This is a genomic window from Kitasatospora sp. NPDC001095, assembly GCF_053598615.1.
In genome coordinates, this window is record NZ_JBSFKQ010000070.1 from 18,676 (window position 1) to 33,744 (window position 15,069).

A 15,069-nucleotide genomic window follows, 5' to 3' on the forward strand; every position below is an offset into this window, starting at 1 on the left:
CCCTCGGCTCGCCGGGTGGCTGAACGTCAGTATGCCGCGTTGGCACGGTCGTTGAACCAGTCGGGCAGGCTTGCCCACCATTCACCCGCGCCCGCGTCGAACGTCATGCCGTCGCCCGACAGGTGCACGACCTGCCCGGAGTAGGCGGCCCAGCTCCTGAGCGAGGAGACCTTGTGGTTGACCAGGACCGGGAAGACCGTCCAGGTCCCGATCTTGAACTCCCAGCAGTCACCCGAGTAGTTGTAGTCGGTGAACACCTGCCCGTACCCGGCCTGCCCGTAGTGGGTGCAGTTGCCCGCCGCGTGGGCACTGGGCACAGCGGCGCCCAGCGCCGCCACGGTCGCCACGGCGACCATCCCCGCCTTGAGGCGGGGCAGTCCGAACGTCCGGGACATCTCGGTCCTCTCCTGACATGGTGTCTGCCACACGTGATGATGACAACGACGTCGGGCCCCCGACCAGTGGGAGGCCCGTACCGGTAGGAGTTCGTGATCCGGCGTCGACGGATTCCGGACGGATCTCCGGCCCGGTGCCGGCTCCCCGCCATCCGCGGGTACCGGCCGGCTACGAGTCGGTGAGAGCGCCGTCGCTCCCCGCCTGGACCACGCTGGTGCCGAAGCGCCACGCATCGATGTCGCGATAGCGGATCGGCCCGGGGCCGCGGCCGATGTTGCTGCCGACCAGGTGGAGACGTTCGGTCCACCACGGCCGGCCCACGAACCCGGTGAGGCCGGCCGCGGCCAGCGGAACGCTGACGGCGTCGTCGCGGCGGGCGCGTGCCAGCGTCAGATGGGGGCGCAGCGGCCGCTCCCTGAACTCGATCCCGCAGGACCTGACCAGGTCCCGGACGTCGGCGGCGAGCAGGTGCAGCTGCTCCAGGTCTCCGTCGATCCCGCTCCACAGCAGTCGCTGGTCGAAGTGGCCGCCGCCGCGCAGGCGCAGGTTCAGGGCGGGGTGCGACGCGGCGGCACCGGCCAGCGCCGATCGCAGCGGCGGCACCGCCGTGGACGGCAGTTCGCCGAGGAAGGCCAGGGTGATGTGCCAGTCCTCGAACCGGTTCCACCGCAGTCGCGGGTACCCGGCGTAGGCGGGTTGCAGGGCCCGGGCCAGCTCGTCCTTGGCGTCGTCGGGCGGAGCCAGTGCGATGAAGACGCGCAGGGTCGAGCGTTCGGGGTGATCGTCCACGAGGGGGGAGGGTAGCCGAGGGCGGGTCGACCGTGCTCGCTCCTGCCGGACGGGCCGGGCCCGGCCGTGAGTTCGGTTGGAGGACGGCCCGTCCACCCGGACGACGTCCTGAGTGATCGCGGGCGACGCCGGTAGGCCGCCGCCCGGGCGACGGTGGGCCCAGTAGATCGGCTCAGTAGACCAGCTCAGTAGATCAGGTAACCCGGACGGTGCCCTTCGTCGTCGATCTCCCCGGTGGCCTGGGTCCGCAGTTTGTGGGCCAGTTCCTCCAGGGCCCGGGAGGCCGCGACCTCCTCGCCGATCCTGGCGAGCGGACGGTCGTCCGCGCTCTTCGTGGACTCGCCGTGCGCGCTCAGGCCGGGCGCCCTCGCGCCGGTCAGCCTGGCCTCGCACGTCGTGTGCACGCCGTCTTCGTCGAAGCTCAGCTCCACGTCCCACTCGTTGTGCATGCCACACCTCCTGGCGGCGGCCCCCGTCGCGCTGTCCGGACCGGCACGGACGGAGGCCCGCAGCGGCCGCTCTCACCAGCGTGCGCCTGCCTGGCCGCTGGCGGCAAGCGCTACCGGGGGCGCCCGGCGCGCGGCGCGCCGTGTCGTCGCGCGACCGGCCCAGGCACCCGCCCGGCGGTAGGCTGACGGGAGCGGCCGCGACGCCCGACCCACCCCTCGGACTCGTCGGCGCGGCGCGGGCAGCGACAACCTGGTGGTCCCTCCGTGGCGGTCTTCCTCCTCGCTCTCAGTGCGGCCTGCTGTCTGGGGCTCGGCTTCGTCCTCCAGCAGCACGCGGCGCAGCGAGCCCCGCAGCCCGATCTGCTGCACTGGCGGCTGCTGCTCGACCTGATGCGGATGCCGCAGTGGCTGGTCGGCACCGGGTTCATGGTCAGCGGGCTGATCCTCTCCGCACTCGCCCTCAACCAGGGCGAGGTGTCGCTGGTCGAGCCGCTGCTGGCCACCAATCTGATCTTCGCCATGGCGTTGGCCCGGGTGTTGACCCGTCAGACCCTGGGACGCTCCGGCTGGGCCGGGGTGCTGCTGCTGGCCCTCGGGGTGACGGCCTTCATCGTGGCCGGGCAGCCGACGGGCGGTGGGCCGCTCGCCGGGGAGCTGCGGCACTGGCTGGTGGTCGGAACGGTGGTCGGGCTGGTCCTGCTGCTGGTCTCGATGGCCCGGCGGCTGCCGCTGTTCGAGGAGGCGACCCTGCTGGCGCTCGCCGCCGGACTGCTCTACGGCCTCCAGGACGCGCTGACCCGGACCACCACCCAGCGCCTCGACCACGAGGGCCTGGCCGCGGTGCTGCGCAGCTGGCAGCCGTACGCGGTGGTGGCGGCGGGGGTGGTCGGGCTGCTGCTGGTGCAGAGCGCCTTCGAGGCCGCGCCGCTGCGGATGTCCCTGCCGGCGCTGACCGCCGCCCAGCCGCTGGCCGGGATCGCCTGTGCGGTGGGCTTCCTCGGCGACCGGTTGCGGGTGACCCCGGCCGCGCTGGCCTGGCAGGCGGCCGGGATGCTGGCGATCGTGATCGGGGTGATCGTGATCGGCCGCCATCCGGCGATGCCCGGAACCGCCGGCGACACCCTGGAGAGCATCGGGGCGTTGCCGGAGGAGCCGGAGGAGCCGGAGGAGAAGGCAGAGGAAGCGGCGGGGGAGAAAGCACAGGACGAGGCCCGGAAAGACGTGCGGGGCGGGCCGGAGGAGAAGCCGACCGGCGATCCCCCGGAGAGCGGCCGCCCCGGGAGCAGCGGTTAGGCCGCGCTGTGCTGGAGCGCGCGGGCGGACGCCGTGGCCGGTGGGGTGGTCACGCTCGCGGGGGTGGCGTGCCTGGTCCGTGCCCACCGGACCGGCCGGCCCGAGCGTCCTCCGCTCGCCGCGCTCCCCTGGTGCTGGTCCTGCGCCAGTTGATCGAGGCGCTGGTCTGGCTCGGTACGGGGGGCGGGCGGCCGGACGGCCTCGCCGGCGCGGCCGGTACCGCCTGGACGGTGGTCGCCCTGCCGCTGCTGCCCGTGTTCGTTTCCGCCGCCGTGTGGTGCGCGACCAGCGGTCCGCGCCGACGGACGCTCGCCACACTGACCCTGCTCGGTGCGGCGGTCGCCGTCCCGCTGGCCGTGGCCGTCGTGTCCCGCCCGGTGACGGCCAACGTGCGCGGCCACACGCTCGGCTACGCGGTCGGCGTACCGAACCCGGCCCTTCTGCTGGCCGGTTATCTCCTCGCCACCATCGGCTCCTTCCGGTGAGCGGCGACCCGCTGCTCCGCCGTCTCGGTCTCCTCACCGATGCGGGTGCTGTGGTCGATGCTCTGCTCTGGCGCCTCGCCTTCGTCTCCACCTGGTGTGCCCTCGCCATCCTGGCCGGCCCGGTGCTGCTTCACCGGGCGGGCCGTCGCCCGGCGGGCGCGCCCGCCCCCGCCGCCGGCCGGGCCCGTCAGCCGCGCCGACGGGCGGCTTACGCGCTGTGCGCCGGTTCCGGCTCGGCCACCGCACCGCCCGCACCGTTCGCGTTGCGCAACTCGCCTGCTTTGCCCGCCTCGCCTGCGCCATCCGCGTGCCCGCGGAGGCGGTCCATCTCACGCCACTCGGGGCGCAGCCCGGCCAGCGTGGTGGTGGCGAAGTACAGGGCTCCGCTGACGATCAGGCTGGGTATCAGCCCGACCATGGCGACCGCCGCACCGGCGACCAGCCCGCCGAGCGGGATGCCGGCCCAGGCGAGGGAGCCGCTGAGGGCCTGGACGCGGCCCAGCAGGTGGCGGGGCACCCGCTCGAAGAGCACCGCGCCGAGGATCGGGTTGAGGAAGCCCCCGCCGAAGCCGCCGATCGCGAAGACCGTGAGCACCAGCCACATCGGCGCGCCAAGGGCGAGCACCAGGAAACGCGGTATGCCGCACAGCAGGAAGCCCGCGAAGAAGACCGTCCGGCGGGGCAGCCGGGAGGCGACGGCCGCCGCTATCAGGCTGCCGACGACCGCGGTGGCGCCCATGACGGCCGTCATCAGGCCGATGGCGGCCGGGCCGTTGCCGGACTCCCGCGCCCAGACCGGGACGAGAACGGTGGTGAAACCGGCGTCGATCAGGTTGGTGATGCCGACCATCACGGTGACGGTGAGCAGCAGCGGCTCCGAGCGCAGGAAGGTGAAGCCCTCGCGGAACATCCGCCAGTAGCCCGCGGGCTGCTCCTCCTCGGTCGGGTCGGCGGCCACGGCGGGCACCGCCGAGCGCCCCATGCCGCGCGGGAGCGCGACCGCGATGATCAGCGATCCGAGCGCGAAGGTGCCCGCGTTGACCGCCAGACCGGCGAGCGGGCCGACCAGGGCGACCAGCCCGCCGCCGACCGCCGGGCCAACGGTGGAGGCCAGCCGCTCGGCGACACCCGACAGCCCGGTGGCGCGCTCCATCGGCACCCGGGCGCGGTCGGCCGCCTCCGGGACCATGACGGACTTGGCCAAGTCCCCCGGGCCGCGCATCGCCCCGATCACCGCGACCATCACCAGCAACACCTGGAACGGGAGCAACCCCTGCACGTGCAGCAGCGGGATCAGCCCGGCCGCGACCGCGCTGGCCGCGTCCGTCGTCCAGGACACCGTCCGCGGCCCGATCCGGTCCACCAAGGGCCCGGTCAGTGCCTTGACCGCCACGTACGGCGCCATCTCGGCGAAGGCGACCAGGCCCGTCATGGTGGCGCTGCCGGTGGTGGCCAGGACGAACCAGGGCAGGGCGATCGCCGAGACGCGGGTGCCCGTCACCGAGACGACGGAGGCGGTCAGCACCCCGACGAGCGGGCGGAAGCTGCGCCCGGGCCCGTCGGTGGCGGTTCTCGTGGTGGTGGTGGTGCTCGTCATGTGGTTCCCCCCTCGTCGGTGTCGTCGCGCACGTCCGGCAGGACGTGGACGACGACGGACACCTGCTCCGATCCCTCCGGAACCGGCCCTTCGGCGCCCAGCCAGCGGTAGCGCCGTATCACTTCGCTCAACTCGCCGGACAGCTGCTCGGCCTCGGCGGGCGTCAACTGCAGTACCAGGTCGCTCAGGTTCACCGCCTTGCGCCAAGCCCGCGGCATCGCCTCGAAGGCGTCCAGCGTGCGCTGGGCCGCCAGGGTGTGCGCGGCCAGCACGGACCGCAGATAGCCGGCGGCCTCGCCCAGCTGCTCGTCCGCCATGTCGTCCACCGTCCAGACCGTGAGCCGGTGGGCCGAACGCCACCAGCGCTCGCGGGCGTTACCGCGCCCCTCGTCCTCCTCGACGAAGCCCGCGGCGGCGAGCTGGCGCAGGTGGTAGCTCGTCGCGCCGGAGTTGATCCCCAGCTCCGCGGCGAGCCGCGTCGCCGTGGAGGGGCCGTACTTGCGCAGCAGACCCACCACCCGCAGACGTACGGGGTGTGCCATCGCCCGCATGCTCTCGGCGGTGAGGGCGACGGCGCGCTGGTCGTCGCTGTGCTTCCAGCCGTGCTCTTCGGTCATGGCAGGAGACTAGAACCGCAAAGGGTTCTTTGCAAAGGGTTTTTTGCGAAGAACCCTTTGCGGTTCGGTCGGCTTTGCGGTCCGGCTCTGCGGTTCGGCTCTGTGCGGTTCGTCGAGGGGGACCGCGCCCGGACCCCGGGCCCGCCGGTCGGCGGGTGCCCGGCCGGCCGCTCGGCGGGGGCCCGGGACGGACCGCGGACCGGAGCGGGATTGTCACCCGGGCGGCCGAGGGCGCAGGCTGGCAGGAAGGGCCCGGAGGTCGGCGCACCGCGGTCGGCCGCGGATCGGATCACGGCCGGCGGGGAGCACGAGGGGCAGGGCGATGGCACGCGGGAGGCTCTGGGGCTACGTCGCGTCGGGAGTCCGGGCGCTCGGCGCGCTCGGCGGCACCGTCGGGGCCGTCGGGGCGGGCGGCACCGGACGCCGGGGCCGGCCCGGACGGGTGGGCGCACGGGCGAGGGCCGAGGCCCAGGAGGGCCCCGGCCCGTACTCGCCGGGCGCGCCGGCCGCGCCCAGGGCGCTCAGCCGCACGGAGCTGGAGCGGCTGCGGTGGACGGGCCGACAGGAGGGTTGCGAGCCGACGGCCCGGCACGTCCAGGTGGCCGAGGTGCTCCGCCGGGTGGTGCGCGGCGGCGACCGGGCGGCGGCCGTGACGGTGCGGGTGGCGCCCGGACTCCCGGTGGTGGCCGGGGACGCCCGCCGGCTGGAGGCCGCCGTCGCCGGCCTGGTCGACCACGCGATCCGGCGCAGCCCGCTGGGCGGCCGGGTGCTGGTCCGGGCCGACGTCGCGGGCGGCGCCTCCGTGCTGCGGGCGCCCGGCAGGACGGCGGAGACCCTCGGCCGGGTGGAGATCCGAGTCTCCGACCAGGGTGCCCACGAGCCCTCCGAGGCACGCGCGTGGCTGATCGGGGGCGGACGGACGGACGGCCCGGTGGGGCCCGCCCTGCGGAGCCTGGTGGTGGCCTCGGGCGCCCGGCTCGCGGTGGAGCCCACCCCCGGCGGCGGGCTCACCGTCATCCTGCTGCTGACCGTCGCGTACGACTGACCCCGGGACGACCGACGACCGGGCCCCCTGTAGGGCGGCCCCCGGGAGTCCGCCTCCGGAAGTCCGCCCCCGGGAGACCGGCCCCGTACGACCCGCGGAGTACGCCCGCTCACCGCCGCTCCACCCGGCGGAGCACACACCCGGCAGGCCCATGCCGCCGCCCCTAGACTTGCCCCATGCCCCGGCTCAACGACCAGGTCAGGGAACTGCTCCAGGAGTACGCCGACCTGATCAACATCACCGGCGGGGACGCCTTCCGGGCCCGCGCCTACGAGAAGGCCGCCCGCGCGGTCGGCGGCCACCCCGAGGACCTGGCCGACCTGGACGTCAAGGGCCTGCAGCAGATCCCCGGCGTCGGCAAGTCCACCGCCGAGAAGATCGCCGAGTACCTCGCCACCGGGACCATCCCCGCCCTGGAGGCGCTGCGCGCCGAGATCCCGTCCGGCGTGCGGGAGATGATGGCCGTCCCCAGCGTGGGGCCGAAGCGCGCCCTGGCCCTCTACCGCGACCTGGGGATCGCCTCGGTGGACGAACTCGCCGCGGCCGCCCGCGCCGAGAAGCTCGCCGACCTGCCCGGCTTCGGCGAGCGCAGCGGCGAGAAGATCCTGCACGGCATCGACCTGATGCGGCAGTCCGGCGGCCGCACCCTGCTGGACACCGCCACCGAGCTGGCCGAGCAGCTGGTCGCCGCGCTCTCCGCCGTCCCCGGCTGCACCCGCTGCGCGTACGCGGGCTCACTGCGCCGGATGCGCGAGACGGTGGGCGACATCGACGTGCTCGCGACCGCCGAGGACTCCGCCCCGCTGATGGCCGCGCTCACCGAACTCCCCTACGTCACCGAGGTGATCAGCAGCGGGAGCACCAAGACCTCGGTCCATACCACCCAGGGCGTACAGGTGGACCTGCGGGTCGTACCGGAGGAGGACTGGGGAGCGGCGCTGGTCTACTTCACCGGTTCGAAGGCGCACAACATCAAGCTGCGCACGATGGCCGTCCGGGCCGGGCTGAAGCTCTCCGAGTACGGGCTGTTCGAGGTGGACGGCGGCGCCAAGGTGGTCTCGGAGAGCGAGGACGAGGTGTACGCGGCGCTCAGCCTGCCGTGGATCCCGCCGCCGCTGCGCGAGGACCGGGGCGAGATCGAGGCCGCGCTGGACGGCGGACTCCCGGACCTGGTCCAGGAGTCCGACCTGCGCGGCGACCTGCACACCCACACCGACCTGACCGACGGGCTGGCCACCCTGGAGGAGATGGTCGACACCGCCGCCGCCCGCGGCTACTCCTACTTCGCCGTCACCGACCACGCCCCGGACCTGGTGATGCAGCGGATGACGGACGAGAAGATGCTCGCCCAGCGCGAGCAACTGCGGCAACTCGCCGATCGGCACAAGAAGTTGCGACTGCTGCACGGCACCGAGCTGAACATCGGCCCGGACGGCGGGGTGGACTGGCCGCCCGAGTTCCTGGCCGGCTTCGACGTCTGCGTGGCCTCCGTGCACTCGCACTTCGCCCTGGACCGGGCCGCCCAGACCCGTCGGCTGATCCGCGCCTGCGAGAACCCGTACGTGCACGTCATCGGCCACCTCACCACCCGTCGGATCGGCCGGCGCGGGCCGATCGACGTCGACCTGGACGCGGTGTTCGAGGCCGCCGCACGCACCGGCACCGCGATCGAGATCAACAGCTCCCCGCAACGGCTCGACCTTCGCGACGAGGACATCCTGCGGGCCAGGCGGCACGGCGTGCGCTTCGCCGTCGACAGCGACGCGCACGCCACCGGCCACCTCGCCTACCCGCGCTACGGCATCGGCACGGCGCAGCGCGGTTGGCTCACCGCCGAGGACGTGATCAACACCTGGACCTGGCAGAAGCTGAAGCACTTCCTCCGCAAGGACGCGGTGCCCAAGTAGCTCCGGGACCGCAGTAGCGCCGGCCCCCCAGGTGGCTCCGGGGCTCAGGTGGCTCCGGGACGCCAGTAGCGCCGCGCCCGAGCGACCCCGGGCCCGGCGCACGCGACCGCGCTCGGCGGAAGCCCGCCGAAACGTCACTCCCCGCCCCAGGAGGCCCCGGGCGAGGCCAGCACCCGGGCCGCGCCACGGTGCCCGAGCCCGACCGCGCGCCCGAGGTCCCCGGCGTCCAGGAAGCCGGCCAGGAACCCCGCCGCGAAGGCGTCCCCGGCCCCCGTGAGGTCGCGCACCTCGGCCACCGGCGGCACCGGCACCACGAGCAGCGGCTCACCGGGCACGTCGACGGTGGTCGGCCCGGCGCCCGCCTTGGTGACCACCGTGGTGACCGCCAGCCGGGCGCGCTCCGGCCCGGGCAGGCCGCCCACCAGCAGCCCGAGGAACTCCGACTCGGAGCGGTCGGCGAACACGAAGGTCGGCGCCAACCCGGCCAGCAGCGCGAGGAACCGCTCCCGCCCGAACCTCTCCAGCATGCCGGTCGAGGAGGCGTCCACCGAGGTGGTGCCGCCCGCCCGCCGGACCCTCACGAGCGCGTCGACGGCCGTGCTGCCGACCGGGTCGCCGTCGAAGGAGTAGGCCGGCACGTGCAGGTGGGTCAGCCCGGTCAGCCACGCGTCCGGGACCCGCTCCAGCAGCGTGGCGGCGCCCCGGTCGGGCAGCATGGTCCGCTCGCCGTCCTGGTCGATCAGCACCACCACGCTGCCGGTCCGGCCGCGCCGGGAGACCCGTACGTCGACGCCGTGGCCGGTCAGTTCGGCGACGAGGCCGTCCCCGACCGCGTCCGCGCCGACGCAGCCGAGGAAGCGCGCCGCGTGCCGCCCGGCGGCGAAGCGGGCGACGTTGGCCGCGCTGCCGCCGCGCCGACGGAACACCCGGGCGCCGGAGTCGGTGCCGTGCCGCAGCGGGCCGTCGGCCCAGACCACGATGTCCTCGACGAGGTCGCCGAGCACCCCCAGCACGGCTCAGGCCCCGGTCTCGGCGGGGACGGCCGAAGCGGTGCCACCGGCACCGGCGGCCATGCCACCGGGACCACCCGCCGCCAGCGCGGTCGCGATCTCCCCGCCGAGCCGGACGTTGCCCCGGTACACCTCGACGTTGACCTCCAGGCTGCGCCCGCCGGTGTCCCGCCGGATGAAGTCGAGCAGGAACGGCGTGGAGGCGTTGCCGGTGACGCCCTGCCGCTCGGCCTCGGCCCGGGCGCGCGTCAGGATGCCGTCCAGCTCCTCCGGCGGCAGCTGCTTGGCCGGGTCGACCGGGTTGGCGATCAGGACGGCCTGCGGCAGGGCGAGCCGGTCGCGGGCCTCGATGACCCTGGCGGCCTGCTCGGGCGACTCCACACTGAAGTTGATCTCGTGGCCGGAGTCGGAGACGTAGAAGCCCGGGTACGTGCGGGTGCGGTAGCCGATGACCGGGACGTTGTGGGTCTCGAAGCGCTCCAGGGTGGCCCGGATGTCGAGGATGGACTTCACGCCCGCGCTGATCACGGTGACCGGGGTGGCGGCCAGGGTGGTGATGTCGGCCGACTCGTCGAAGCTCTCCGAGGCGCCGAAGTGCACGCCGCCCAGGCCGCCGGTGGCGAAGACCCGGATGCCGGCACGGTGGGCGAGGAAGGCGGTGGCGGCGACGGTGGTGCCACCGTGCCGGCCGAACGCTGCGACCACCGGGAGGTCGCGCAGGCTCACCTTCTCCAGGCCGTCGGTGGTGGACAGTTCGGTGATCTGCTCGGTGCTCAGCCCGACCGTGGGCACCCCGGCGTGCACCCCGATCGTGGCCGGGACGACGCCCGCCGCCCGCAGCCGCTCCTCCGCCTCCAGGGCGACGGCCAGGTTGCGCGGCCTCGGCAGGCCGTGGGTGAAGATGGTCGACTCCAGGGCGACCACCGGCCGGCCGTCGGCGAGGGCCCGGGTGACCTCCTCGGACACCTCGATGGCGGAGGCGGCGGAAGCGGCGGGAGCGGCAGGGGCGGCGGAGGTAGCAGGGACCGCGGGGCGAAGTCCGGTCATGATGCGAACTCTCTGTGAGGGTGCCACTACGGCGTAGCAGGATGCCGCTCAGCGTATGGACGGTTCGCACCGGCAGCCAGGGTGCGTCCCCGGGTCGCACTCGTCGGCCTCGGCGAAAGCGGGCCGGCACGCCGCCGGGGGCGCGGCGACGGACGGACGCCATCCCTTGACGCTGGCATGCCACCCCCGGAAGGATTCCCGGATCATCCGACCGGCCCGCGGCACCCGTCCGCGGGCCGCCCGACCCCGGGAACCCGCCTTGGCCCTGCGCCCGTTGCTCCGCCGCGCCGCCGGTCTGGTCGGCGCCGCCGCCCTCACCCTGGCCGGCACCCTCACCGCCGCCGGTCCGGCCCACGCCGACTTCGGCACCGACTACCACGACCCGGTCACCGCCACCAAGCCGCTCACCCGCCCCGACACCCGCTCCTGCACCGTCGAGGTGATGCACGAACGCGAGTTCCGCAACGGGTACGGCAACCCGCCGGACACCCCGTACACCACCACCCTCACCCCGCCCGCCGACTGCGCCGGCCCCTGGTCGGCGGTGGTCCTGGACCTCCACGGGCAGGTCGCCGGGCGGCAGTTCGACCGCATCTTCAGCGTCCGCGTCGGCGGCGTCCAGGTGCTGCTCTCCTCCACCCCGGAGCCGTCCAAGGACGGCATCGCCTGGAGCGTCGAGCACGACGTCACCCGCTACGCCCCGCTCTTCGCGGACGGCCCGCAGGACTTCTCCTTCGACCTCGCCAACGTCACCGACGCCACCTACACGGGCGTCTTCACGATCAGCGCGAGCCTGAGCTTCTACACCGCGGACGAACACCGGCCGGCCGCCCGCACCGCCGACCGGCTGCTCACCACCGGCCCGTTCGGGCTCACCCAGGCCGCACCCGCCGTCGGACGGGACCTCACCTTCCCGCAGAACCTCGAACGCCTCACCGCCGAGGTCTACGCCCGAGGCGGCGGCGCCTGCGAGGAGTTCGCCTACGCCTCCGCGCCGGACGCCTTCGCCGCCGCCAACCCGGGCACCGGCATCTGCGGCAAGGGCCCGTTCCGCGAGCTGCGGCTCACCGTGGACGGCCGGGTGGCCGGAGCCGTCTGGCCGTACCCGGTGATCTACACCGGCGGCTGGGACCCGCTGCTCTGGCGGCCCGTGCCCGGCGTCTTCGCCTTCGACCTGCCCGCCTACCGGCTCGACCTCACCCCGTACGTCGGGCTGCTGCTGGACGGCCGGCCGCACGCCGTGGGCGTCACCGTGAACGCCGCCGAGGCGCAGAGCAACGACGTCTGGACCGGCCAGGTCAACCTCTTCGCCGAGACGGACCACGGCGCCGCCCGCACCACAGGACAGCTCACCGACCACCGGGTCGCCCCGGAGGCCACCGTCGCCACCGACCTCGCCGACCACGGCGGCGGCAGCGGCGACTGGACGGTCACCGCCGCCCGGAACGACCTCGCCCGGGGCTGGGTGCAGACCTCGCACGGCCGGATCACCACCGAGGTCCGCGACGAACTCGCCTTCCGCTCCACCCAGCGGCTGCGCGACGGCGGCAACGACCTGACGCTGCGCAACGGCACCGATCTCACCCGCACCACCTCCACCTGGGGCGGCGGCCCGCACCGCACCACCACCGTGCACGAGGGCGAACCGCTGGACGTCTCCTACCGGGTGAGCCGGGACGCGGCGGGCAACAGCGACCAGACCACCGCCATGGAACTCGGCTACCACCGCGAGGCCACCGCGGCGACCGGCGGCCACGTCACCGAGCGCTCCACCGTCGACCACACCCTGCGCCCCACCGCCGTGCGGCACGACGGGGACCGCACCGTCCGGACCGGCAGCAGCACCGAGGAGTACCGCAGCACCGGGCCCGAGGGGCCGTACCAGCGGACGCTGAGCTTCGTGGACGGCTGGCCGCGTACCTGAGACCCGCAGGACCGAAGCCCGCGCACCTGAAGCCCGACTGCCCGGGTTGTGAAAAATTGCCCGGATTCGTGCCGCACACCCCTGGTGCACGGCGCGTGGGAGGCGCATGATGGGAAATGGACCTGTGAGGCAGCTGAAATAGTTCGACCGCAGGAGGCAGTGGCGACAGATCGAGACGGATCAGGGTCTGCCGCTGATCACTACCTCGGTCGACGATCGAACTACCGGCCGGAGGACACCACGTCCGGAGGCCACCCCAGTCTCACAGGTTCCACGCGTCCACGGAGCATCCCCTCGGCCCCGTGGACGCGTTCCGTCCTTCCCTCCCGTGGCCGTTACCGCGCTCGCGGCGGTTGCCGGGCCCGTGGCCGTTACCGAGCCGCCCAGCCCATCTCCCAGGCGTGCACCGCGATCCCGACCCGGTTCCCCACCCCGAGCTTGCGCTGGATGCTGGCGACGTGGGTCTTCACCGTGCCCGGTGAGATGAACAGCTCCGCGGCGATGTCCGCGTTGGTGCGGCCCGCCGCGACGTGCCCGGCGATCTCCACCTCCCGCTCGGTCAGCGGCACCACCGGAGCCGCCTGACGGCGGTCCGGGCGGCGTTCCGGGCGGCGCGGCACCGTCACGTGCCGCAGCAGCCGGACGGTGACCGACGGGCTGATCAGGCTCTCCCCGTCCGCGGCCGCCCGTACCGCCTCGGCCAGCAGGGACGGGCCGGAACGCTTCAGCAGGAAGCCGGACGCCCCGTGCCGCAGGGCCGGGTACACGTACTCGTCCAGGTCGAAGGTGGTCAGCACCACCACCCGCACCGGCTCCGCCACCCCCGGACCGGCCAGCCGCCGGGTCAGCTCCAACCCGTCCATCCGCGGCATCCGGATGTCCACCAGCGCGACGTCCGGCCGCAGTTCGGCCGCCAGCTCCAGCGCGGCCAGCCCGTCCGCCGCCTCGCCCACCACCTCGATGTCCGGCTGGGTCGTCAGGATCCTTCGCACACCGCGCCGGACGGCCTCCTGGTCGTCCGCGATCAGGGTGCGGATCACCCGCCGGTCCTCGCCGTTCACACTCGTCACGCCCAGCAGTGTCGCGCACGGGTGAGCGGCGGGAAAGTTCACGCGGCGGACCGCGCGGTTCGCCTTCGTCCGGTGGGCCGGCTGCCATGGACGAATCCAGTGGACGTCCGTCCGCCAGCCGCCGCGGCCTCCTGGCCGGTGCGACCGGCGTCGGCCCCGGCGGCGGCCGGGGCCACTGAGGCCTGCCCGAAGGGGGGATTTCCCCCCATTCGCCGACCTGCTGCCCCGACACGGCATCCACCGGCCGGCGCCATGGTCCAGCCGATCTTGAACGTACAGGCTGAGCACATCCGAATCCCCGAACGGAAGGAACCGTCCGTGTTCAGTCCCAAGCCGTCCCGTCGCCGTGCCGTCCGCGCCGCAACCGTCGGGACCCTCGCCGCCGTCGCCTGCACCACCCTCATGGCGGGCAGTGCCGGGGCGATCGTCAACGGCGGTGACTCCACCGAACGCTACCCCTTCATGGCGGTGATCCCGATGTCCGCCCCGGAGGCCGGCCTGCTCGACGGCAACTGCGGGGGGTCGCTGATCGACCGCCAGTGGGTGCTGACGGCAGCGCACTGCGTGACCGGCCAGATCGAACTCGACGGCACCGTCCGCATCGGCAGCGACCAGCGCAAGACCGGCGGAACCGTCCGGAAGATCGACCAGGCCTTCGTCCACCCCGGCTATGCGAACGGCGACAATCAGGGCCCCAACAGGAACGACCTCGCCCTGATCCGCCTCGACCGGCCCGTCTCCGAGCAACCCATCAGGATCGCGAAGGAGGCGGGCGGCCCGGGTACCCCGACCCGGCTCCTCGGCTTCGGCACCACCGTCGACGGCGAGTTCGACTTCCCCGACCACCTGCAGGAGCTGAACACCCGCCTGGGCGCCGAGTCCGAATGCGCACCCGGCTTCGCCGACCCGACCAGGCTGTGCACGGTCAGCCCCAAGCCCAAGGCCATGGCGTGCCACGGCGACTCCGGCGGCCCGCAGCTCCAGAAGGCCCGCAACGGACGGTGGGAGCTCGTCGGCGTCACCTCGGGCCCCGGCGTCCTGGGTGTGCCGTGCTCGACCGGCCCCGGGCTGTACACCAGCGCGCCCGCCTACGCGAACTGGATCAAGCAGACCGTGAAGGCCGACAGCAGCCACTCAGTCGACGAAACCGACACCGTGCTCGCCGACCCGATGGCGGACACCGGCGCCACGTCGGCCGAACTCCGGTAACACGCCCGGCCGCTGACGCCACCACGGCACTCGGCCCGCCGACCCCGTCGCCGCTCGCACCAGGCCCGGCCCTCGTACGGCCGTCATGTGCCGGCCGGGCCCCTGGCCGACAGCCGCAGGGTGTACCTGGCGGCACCCGTCGGGCCGGCGGAGACCGCCCGGAACGCATCACCCCTCCGCCGTGCCCCTCCGCCGTCCACGGAAGCGGTGTCGACCCGATCGGGTCGACAC

General features: G+C 74.1%; 12 protein-coding genes and 2 pseudogenes. 6 read left to right on the forward strand and 8 right to left on the reverse strand.

Annotated features, from left to right (window positions below; all coding sequences use genetic code 11):
• Positions 1 to 26 precede the first annotated feature (26 nt).
• From ACWDBB_RS33735 to ACWDBB_RS33745, 3 genes are all read right to left on the reverse strand, one after another.
• Complete coding sequence (locus tag ACWDBB_RS33735; RefSeq protein WP_449793221.1) at positions 27 to 395, reverse strand: hypothetical protein; 369 nt, start codon at positions 393 to 395, stop codon at positions 27 to 29.
• A 169-nt stretch (positions 396 to 564) separates the two neighbouring features.
• On the reverse strand, positions 565 to 1,185 hold the full coding sequence (gene thpR / locus ACWDBB_RS33740; protein WP_449793222.1) for an RNA 2',3'-cyclic phosphodiesterase: 621 nt from the start codon (positions 1,183 to 1,185) through the stop codon (positions 565 to 567).
• Between the two features lie 185 nt (positions 1,186 to 1,370).
• Positions 1,371 to 1,634, reverse strand: coding sequence for a dsRBD fold-containing protein (locus ACWDBB_RS33745; RefSeq protein WP_449793223.1), 264 nt, complete (start codon positions 1,632 to 1,634; stop codon positions 1,371 to 1,373).
• A 264-nt stretch (positions 1,635 to 1,898) separates the two neighbouring features.
• On the opposite strand from ACWDBB_RS33745, the pseudogene ACWDBB_RS33750 reads away from it, so the two are divergent.
• Positions 1,899 to 2,750, forward strand: a pseudogene (locus ACWDBB_RS33750) (DMT family transporter); the annotation flags it as partial.
• A gap of 240 nt (positions 2,751 to 2,990) precedes the next feature.
• A pseudogene (locus tag ACWDBB_RS33755) lies at positions 2,991 to 3,519 on the forward strand (DUF6629 family protein); the annotation flags it as partial.
• A 101-nt stretch (positions 3,520 to 3,620) separates the two neighbouring features.
• On the opposite strand, the gene ACWDBB_RS33760 reads toward ACWDBB_RS33755, so the two are convergent.
• Positions 3,621 to 5,009, reverse strand: a complete 1,389-nt coding sequence (locus ACWDBB_RS33760) for an MFS transporter (RefSeq protein ID WP_449793224.1) — start codon at positions 5,007 to 5,009, stop codon at positions 3,621 to 3,623.
• Positions 5,006 to 5,626 carry a helix-turn-helix domain-containing protein gene (locus tag ACWDBB_RS33765; RefSeq protein ID WP_449793225.1) on the reverse strand — a complete coding sequence of 207 codons (621 nt, stop codon included), beginning with the start codon at positions 5,624 to 5,626 and terminating at the stop codon, positions 5,006 to 5,008. The genes ACWDBB_RS33760 and ACWDBB_RS33765 overlap by 4 nt, the downstream gene beginning before the upstream one ends.
• A gap of 322 nt (positions 5,627 to 5,948) precedes the next feature.
• On the opposite strand from ACWDBB_RS33765, the gene ACWDBB_RS33770 reads away from it, so the two are divergent.
• On the forward strand, positions 5,949 to 6,671 hold the full coding sequence (locus ACWDBB_RS33770) for a hypothetical protein (protein WP_449793226.1): 723 nt from the start codon (positions 5,949 to 5,951) through the stop codon (positions 6,669 to 6,671).
• A 176-nt stretch (positions 6,672 to 6,847) separates the two neighbouring features.
• The gene (gene polX / locus ACWDBB_RS33775) at positions 6,848 to 8,578 is read left to right on the forward strand and encodes a DNA polymerase/3'-5' exonuclease PolX (RefSeq protein ID WP_449793227.1); all 1,731 of its coding nucleotides are present in this window, start codon (positions 6,848 to 6,850) and stop codon (positions 8,576 to 8,578) included.
• A gap of 134 nt (positions 8,579 to 8,712) precedes the next feature.
• On the opposite strand, the gene ACWDBB_RS33780 is transcribed toward polX, so the two are convergent.
• Both ACWDBB_RS33780 and ACWDBB_RS33785 read right to left on the reverse strand, forming a co-directional pair.
• The gene (locus ACWDBB_RS33780) at positions 8,713 to 9,591 is read right to left on the reverse strand and encodes a carbohydrate kinase family protein (RefSeq protein ID WP_449793228.1); all 879 of its coding nucleotides are present in this window, start codon (positions 9,589 to 9,591) and stop codon (positions 8,713 to 8,715) included.
• 3 nt (positions 9,592 to 9,594) lie between these two features.
• Positions 9,595 to 10,635, reverse strand: a complete 1,041-nt coding sequence (locus ACWDBB_RS33785) for a pseudouridine-5'-phosphate glycosidase (protein WP_449793229.1) — start codon at positions 10,633 to 10,635, stop codon at positions 9,595 to 9,597.
• A gap of 259 nt (positions 10,636 to 10,894) precedes the next feature.
• On the opposite strand from ACWDBB_RS33785, the gene ACWDBB_RS33790 reads away from it, so the two are divergent.
• Positions 10,895 to 12,559 (forward strand): peptide-N4-asparagine amidase, encoded by a 1,665-nt coding sequence (locus tag ACWDBB_RS33790; RefSeq protein ID WP_449793230.1) that lies wholly within the window; start codon positions 10,895 to 10,897, stop codon positions 12,557 to 12,559.
• Positions 12,560 to 12,930: 371 nt separating this feature from the next.
• On the opposite strand, the gene ACWDBB_RS33795 is transcribed toward ACWDBB_RS33790, so the two are convergent.
• Positions 12,931 to 13,629, reverse strand: a complete 699-nt coding sequence (locus ACWDBB_RS33795) for a response regulator transcription factor (RefSeq protein ID WP_449793231.1) — start codon at positions 13,627 to 13,629, stop codon at positions 12,931 to 12,933.
• A 318-nt stretch (positions 13,630 to 13,947) separates the two neighbouring features.
• Here ACWDBB_RS33795 and ACWDBB_RS33800 point away from each other — a divergent pair, with 318 nt between their 5' ends.
• On the forward strand, positions 13,948 to 14,838 hold the full coding sequence (locus ACWDBB_RS33800; RefSeq protein ID WP_449793232.1) for a S1 family peptidase: 891 nt from the start codon (positions 13,948 to 13,950) through the stop codon (positions 14,836 to 14,838).
• Positions 14,839 to 15,069 lie beyond the last annotated feature (231 nt).

Coding starts and splice junctions, on each gene's coding strand:
- ACWDBB_RS33735 (WP_449793221.1), bottom strand. CDS start 395: ATGTCCCGGACGTTCGGACTGCCCCGCCTCAAGGCGGGGATGGTCGCC.
- ACWDBB_RS33745 (WP_449793223.1), bottom strand. CDS start 1,634: ATGCACAACGAGTGGGACGTGGAGCTGAGCTTCGACGAAGACGGCGTG.
- ACWDBB_RS33760 (WP_449793224.1), bottom strand. CDS start 5,009: ATGACGAGCACCACCACCACCACGAGAACCGCCACCGACGGGCCCGGG.
- ACWDBB_RS33765 (WP_449793225.1), bottom strand. CDS start 5,626: ATGACCGAAGAGCACGGCTGGAAGCACAGCGACGACCAGCGCGCCGTC.
- ACWDBB_RS33770 (WP_449793226.1), top strand. CDS start 5,949: ATGGCACGCGGGAGGCTCTGGGGCTACGTCGCGTCGGGAGTCCGGGCG.
- polX (WP_449793227.1), top strand. CDS start 6,848: ATGCCCCGGCTCAACGACCAGGTCAGGGAACTGCTCCAGGAGTACGCC.
- ACWDBB_RS33785 (WP_449793229.1), bottom strand. CDS start 10,635: ATGACCGGACTTCGCCCCGCGGTCCCTGCTACCTCCGCCGCCCCTGCC.